Source organism: Lapillicoccus sp. (assembly GCF_046595215.1).
GTDB lineage: Bacteria > Actinomycetota > Actinomycetes > Actinomycetales > Dermatophilaceae > Lapillicoccus.
In genome coordinates, this window is the sequence record NZ_JBKJPP010000154.1 from 1 (window position 1) to 3,686 (window position 3,686).

Consider the following 3,686-nt stretch of genomic DNA (forward strand, 5'->3'; position numbering starts at 1 on the left):
GTGGCCAACGGACTCGCGGCCGGACAGTACTTCGCCCCGACCTTCGAGTTCATCTTCCCCGAGAACGTCAAGCCCGGCGACCTGCTCATCCCCTTCGACTTCTGGCACCTGCCCTTCCTGCGCTTCGGCGAGGGCGCGACCACCGCGTCGCCCATCGGGCCGGGCGTCGGACCACTCGAGCCGACTCCGTGGAGCGGAGTGCCGGTCACTGTCCCGGGTGCGCCGACGATCGGTGTGGCCACAGCCGGCAACGCCACCGCGAGTGTCGCCTGGACTCCACCGGCGTCCGACGGGGGCGCTGCGATCACCGGATACGTCGTCACGGCGCTGGACAGTGCGGGCAACCCGGCCGGAACAGTGACGGTGGCCGGCAACATCACCAGTGCGACGGTCACCGGCCTGACCAACGGTCAGACCTACCGTTTGAAGGTTGCGGCCAGCAACCTGCTGGGGGTCGGTGCCTTCTCGGCCCTGTCCAACGCGGTCACCCCCGCAGCCACGACTCCGGCTGCTCCGGCTGCTCCGACCGCTGTGGCCGGGAACGCGTCGGTCACGCTCAGCTGGGCCCCGCCGCCCTCCGACGGCGGCTCCGCGGTCACCGGTTACGAGGTGCTGGTGAGCACCGGCACGACCGTGGTCTCGACCATCACCGCCATCCCTGCCGCCGACACCAGCCGGGTCATCACCGGCCTGGCCGACGCAACGGCGTACACCTTCCAGGTCCGGGCCGTCAACGCCGTCGGCGCCGGCGCCCTTTCCCCGCCGTCCAATCAGGTCACCGTCAGATCGCTGGTCGGCTTCACCGGGATGACCCCCACACGGATCCTGGACACCCGCACCGGCCTCGGCCTCGGCGCCCTCGGCACTGTGGGCACCCCCGCAGCCCTCGGCGTCGGCGCCGCGACGACCTTGACCGTGCTCGGCGTCCCTGTCGGAGCGACCGCCGTCGCCCTCAACGTCACCGTCACCAACCCCACCGCCAGCAGCTTCCTGACCGTCTACCCCGGCGGCACGGCCCGACCGACCGCGTCCAACCTCAACTACACGCCGGGCCAGACCGTCCCCAACATGGTCCTGGTCCCCCTCGGCCCCGGCAACACCATCACCATTTACAACGAGGCCGGCACCGTCGACGTCATCGCCGACCTCGTCGGCTCCTACGCCCCTGGCGCCGGCGCAGCATTCGCCGCAACCTCTCCCACCCGGGTCCTGGACACCCGCACCGGGCTCGGCGCACCCACCGCCCTCGGCGCCGGGGCCACGATGACCCTGACCGTGCCCGGCCTGCCTGTCGGAGCGACCGCCGTCGCCCTCAACGTCACCGTCACCAACCCCACCGCGGCCAGCTGGCTGACCGTCTACCCCGGCGGCACGGCCCTGCCCACCACCTCCAACCTCAACTTCACGCCCGGTCAGACTGTCCCCAATATGGTCATCGTCCCCCTCGGCCCCGGCAACACCGTCACCATCTACAACCAGGCCGGCACCGTCGACGTCATCGCCGACCTCGTCGGCTCCTACGCCCCCACCGGCGCCGGTTTCACCGGCACCAGCCCCACCCGGGTCCTGGACACTCGCACCGGCCTCGGCCAAACCCCCGCCACCCCCGCCACCCTCGGCGCCGGCACCACCATGACCCTGACCGTGCCCGGCCTGCCCGCCGGGACCACCGCCGTCGCCCTGAACGTCACCGTCACCAACCCCACCGCCTTCAGCTGGCTGACCGTCTACCCCGGCGGCGCGCCGCTCCGACCGACCGCGTCCAACCTCAACTACGCGCCCGGCCAGACCGTCCCGAACCTGGTCTTGGTCCCCGTCGGCCCCGGCAACACCGTCACCTTCTACAACAACGCAGGCGCCGTCGACGTCATCGCGGACCTTGTGGGCTACTTCAACTGAATGGACTCGACGACAACGGCTGCATCAAGGATGGACATGAGGGACTCCCGGCCATCGCGGACCAGCCCTCGGCGTCGAGGAACACTTTGAGGGATCGGCTTCGAGTTCGCTGAGGTGCGGGTCACGGTCTTTGTTGGGAACGGTCCGGGTCTCGTGCAGGTAAGGCACGTGGAGGACTGCAGGTTTGTTGATCATCTGGAAGACCTCCTCCTGCGTCATCCTTCGGAGACAACGGAACGGCTCAGGCTATCCACATTGCTCACGGGCCTCCAACGCGCCGAGGATCTGGCACTGAGTCGGCCCCAGCAATGGTCTCCCCAGAGGAGGCGAGCCGACTGCCCTCGTGGGCCAGGGTTGGGTTGGTGGCGACCGCCGGTGCCCCGCAGGGTGGCCTCCGACCGGATGTCGACCCGGACGGCGGTCCGGGCGCTGTCGAACAGGGCGCCGAGGTCGACCAACTGCTCCTCGACGTCCCCGTCCCAGGTGGCGTCGCCGACGTTGACCTCGGTCATCGCCCAGCCCGGGACGTCGGCCTGGCCCCACCAGAACGCCGGGCAGATCTCGTCCTTCCCCATCATCAGCAGCGTTGCCTCCTCCCGCTGCTCGTCCGGGATGTCCACGAAGACACGGAACACGTTGGTGTGAGGTGGTCGCGGTGGAACGCGCACACCGGCCAGCGCCTCCAGCCCGGCTGCGAGCTCGCGGGCCCGCCCGACGTAGGCCTCGCCAGCCCATCCCGCGCCGAGACGGCATACGGAAGCCTGGTGAAGAGCGTGCCACCATGACGGGTGCGCCAGCGACGAGCCTGCTCAATGAGGTCGGCACGGCCGGCCGCTGCTGCGCCCGCCATCGCACCGAGACCCTCGTAGAACGAGACGGAGACCGAGTCGGCGAGCGCTGCGATCTCGGCCAACGGCCGGTCAGAGAACGGCTGGCCTCCCAGAGGCATGCCCAGTCGAGATACACCGGCACGCCACGTTCGTGGCACCTGATGGTCAGGGCCAGCCACCAGCTCGTCCCAGGTGGGCAACACGAAGCCCGCCTCTCGCAGGGGGAGCTCGATGCTCACCGCGGCCAGAGGCCCGGCCAAGGCGCCGAGGTCCGCCGCGGTGGCCGGTCAAGGATCGTGGGTCAGGCGCTGCACCCGCAGATGGGGCAGCTCTGACAAGGCATCGAGCTCGTGCAGGACGAAGTGCGAGAGCCCGTGCACGGCAACGGCGTCGGTGACGGATCGCTCGCCCCAGGACCGCAGCACGGGCCTGCTTCGCCATCGCACCGCTGGGCATGAACACCGCCGCCTCCTTTCCGAGCCGATCGGGCACCGCCCGCTCCAGCGCCTCGACGTCACCCCCACCGCCATACCGGTTGGGTGAGGCTCGGACGCCGCCGACACGAGCTCGTGGAGCCAGGCCACCGGCGTGATGTCACCGTGCCCGAGGAGCCACCGCGTGCACCCGCGGCGCGCGCCTGCCCGGCTCGACATCGGCTGCCTTGGTCGGTCTTCCCCCCACCATACGGACGGCTGGCGACCGTTTCCCGGCGTAGTTCCGGTGCCCTCAAGCTTCGGCCCCCGCCCGAGCGGGAGCGCGACCGACTCAGATCGTTGTCACCGCGACAACCAGGTTGGTCTCCGTGGCGCTGTGGTCCCGGTTCTCGGCCACGACGGTGACCTGCAGGTGGCCCATGTCCAGGACGGAGTCGGTGACCGGGGTGAAACCCGCAGCCGTGTAGAGGGCGACCGTGGCCCGTCGCACCTCGTCGGCCGGGCCGCTCGAGACGAGGCTCAC

5 protein-coding genes are annotated in these 3,686 nt (G+C 70.4%); 1 reads left to right on the plus strand and 4 read right to left on the minus strand.

Annotation, left to right across the window (positions count from 1 at the left end; all coding sequences use genetic code 11):
* Window positions 1-1,899: fibronectin type III domain-containing protein (locus tag ACLL9L_RS13530; protein WP_411285183.1), on the plus strand; the 1,899-nt coding region annotated here is incomplete at its 5' end.
* Window positions 1,900-2,114: 215 nt separating this feature from the next.
* Here ACLL9L_RS13530 and ACLL9L_RS13535 read toward each other — a convergent pair.
* The 4 genes from ACLL9L_RS13535 to ACLL9L_RS13550 form a co-directional block, all read right to left on the minus strand.
* Window positions 2,115-2,519 carry a hypothetical protein gene (locus tag ACLL9L_RS13535; protein ID WP_411285184.1) on the minus strand — a complete coding sequence of 135 codons (405 nt, stop codon included), beginning with the start codon at window positions 2,517-2,519 and terminating at the stop codon, window positions 2,115-2,117.
* Complete coding sequence (locus tag ACLL9L_RS13540; RefSeq protein WP_411285185.1) at window positions 2,477-2,848, minus strand: beta-eliminating lyase-related protein; 372 nt, start codon at window positions 2,846-2,848, stop codon at window positions 2,477-2,479. Before ACLL9L_RS13540 ends, ACLL9L_RS13535 begins: the two co-directional genes overlap by 43 nt.
* A 168-nt stretch (window positions 2,849-3,016) precedes the next feature.
* The gene (locus tag ACLL9L_RS13545) at window positions 3,017-3,154 is read right to left on the minus strand and encodes a hypothetical protein (RefSeq protein WP_411285186.1); all 138 of its coding nucleotides are present in this window, start codon (window positions 3,152-3,154) and stop codon (window positions 3,017-3,019) included.
* A 340-nt stretch (window positions 3,155-3,494) separates the two neighbouring features.
* Window positions 3,495-3,686 (minus strand): hypothetical protein (locus ACLL9L_RS13550; protein ID WP_411285187.1); only part of this gene is annotated, 192 nt, incomplete at its 5' end.